This window comes from Dietzia sp. CW19 (assembly GCF_014145265.1).
GTDB lineage: Bacteria > Actinomycetota > Actinomycetes > Mycobacteriales > Mycobacteriaceae > Dietzia > Dietzia natronolimnaea.
On the sequence record NZ_JAALEE010000332.1, the window covers coordinates 1 to 2,121 of the forward strand.

Below are 2,121 nucleotides of genomic sequence, written 5' to 3' on the forward strand. Positions count from 1 at the left end.
GCGCCGCCTCGGATCCGGCGTGACCGCCCGGCGCCACGCCGTGCTCGCCGTCATCGCGGCGGTCCTGGCGGTGGTGCTGTGGTGGCTGTCGCGCGACCTCGTGGCCGTCCGGCCACCCCAGGTCGACCCGCCGGTCGACGGTGTCATCCTGCGGACCTACACCGAGCCCTGGCTGCTGCTGGCGGCCACATTGTCGGCCGGCGTCGCGATGGTCTCCACCACGCTCGCGTTGCTGACCCGAGGCAGCCGGTATGAACAGTGATATATCTACTTCTGCCTGCACTTTTCCGGCACGCACCCCGCTCGCGGTAACGATCGGATGACGGTTCCCTGAGTCGGTGCCAGTTGGTGCGGCGTGGCACCGGCCACAGGCTACATTTGGAGCGGTTCGGACGCTTGTGACGCTCGTGATCTTGAGCGGTCGCGGCGTCCGATTCGTCTGGCAGTCATCTACAGAACATGGAATCGGGGATCGGTGCAGCCGTCTAGCACTTTCGTTGGCACCACCGCGGTCGTTGGGGCGATCGCACTTCTTGGTACCGGAGTGGCTGCCGCCGCCCCGGTCAAGTGGCAGGACTGTACCGAGATGCTCGGGATCGAGGCCGAATACGTGCCGGCCGGTCTCGAGTGCGGGACCGTCGAGGTCCCCGTCGACTACAGCCAGCCCGACGGCGCCCGGACCGAGGTCGCGCTGACCCGCATCAAGGCGTCCTCCGGGCAGGCCCGGTCGGCCGTCTTCGGCAATCCCGGCGGCCCCGGCAACTACGCCCTCAACTTCTGGAGCCCGGCCTTCGACGGCACCGCGCCCGCCGGCCTGTACGAGAACCACGACCTCGTGGCCGTCCAGCCGCGTGGCCTCTACGGCTCCAACCCGATGACCTGTGACGTCGCCTTCGTCGGCCCCACCACCGCCAATGCGCTGCACGACGCCTGTTTCGGGACCGACCCGGCCTACATGGCCTCGTTCACCACCGAGAACGCGGCCCGCGACATGAACTCCGTCCGCGAATCTCTCGGACTCGCGGAGATCGACTACGTGGGCGTGTCCTACGGCACCGCGATCGGCACCGACTTCGCGACCCTGTTCCCCGAGCACACCGGCCGCATGGTGCTGGACTCCAACACGCACCCCGACTGGCGGTGGTCCACCCAGGCCGAGCAGGGCGCGCTCGCCCAGGAACGGCGTCTGAACGACATCTTCACGTGGATCGCCGAGCGAGACGACTACTACGGCCTCGGCGACACCCCGCGCAAGGTGTTCCACTCCTGGAAGTGGGTCACCGACCAGGAGGTGGGGGGACCCGCCAACCTCACCCCGCCGCCGGCCGAGACCCGCGACCTGCCCGTCGAGCTGCGGGGCACCGCGCTCGAGCGTCCCGCGTTGGACACCATCAACGGCACCGCGCCCGCCCTCGCCCGCGTCGAGGGCCTCGGCCGCGCCGTCGCGCTGCAGGGTCTGACCAACAACGCCACCACCGGGTTGTACGACGCCACGGTGGGCGCGACCTACTCCGAGCAGGCGTGGCCGATGCTGGCGCACATGCTCAAGTACTACAACGACGGCGGCAACATCGCCCGGGTCGACTACCCGACGGCCGCCCGGATCGTCGCCGCGCAGGAGAGCCGCTCGCCGGTCTTCCGCACCGACATCGAGATGAACGCGATCATCACGTGCAACGAGACCGCCTCGCCGCCGAGCGAGCTCGGCGTCATGGCTGCCAAGGCGGATCGCTACACGGGCGGAAACAAGCTCACCACCCGCGCCGCGGCCGAGGCCGCCGGTGACGACTGTGTGGGCTGGGCGCCGGTCGCACGCACCATCCAGCCGAACGGCGACGCCCTCGACCAGAAGCCGCTCGTCCTGCACTCGGAGAAGGACGCCGTCACCCCGATCGCCGGTGCCCACAGGGTCGTCGAGACGCTCGACGGGACGCTGGTCGTCGTCGGCGGCGGCGAGCACGGCACCTTCCGCACAGGGAACGCTGCCGTCGACGCGGTGGTGATGGAGTTCCTCGAGACCGGGGTCGCCACCCCGGGGCGCGTCGAGGGCAAGCCCTCGCCGGAGCCTCTGCCCAGGTGGGGTCAGGCCGAGCGCGCGGCCGCCGCCCAGCAGGGCATGTC

General features: G+C 70.1%; 2 protein-coding genes. Both read left to right on the top strand.

The features are described from left to right. Positions 1–262, top strand: a 262-nt coding sequence (locus tag G6021_RS10375) for a hypothetical protein (RefSeq protein ID WP_241736516.1), incomplete at its 5' end; no start/stop codon positions are given. Positions 263–544: 282 nt separating this feature from the next. Next, a partial coding sequence (locus G6021_RS10380; protein ID WP_182641237.1) for an alpha/beta fold hydrolase occupies positions 545–2,121 on the top strand: 1,577 nt, incomplete at its 3' end.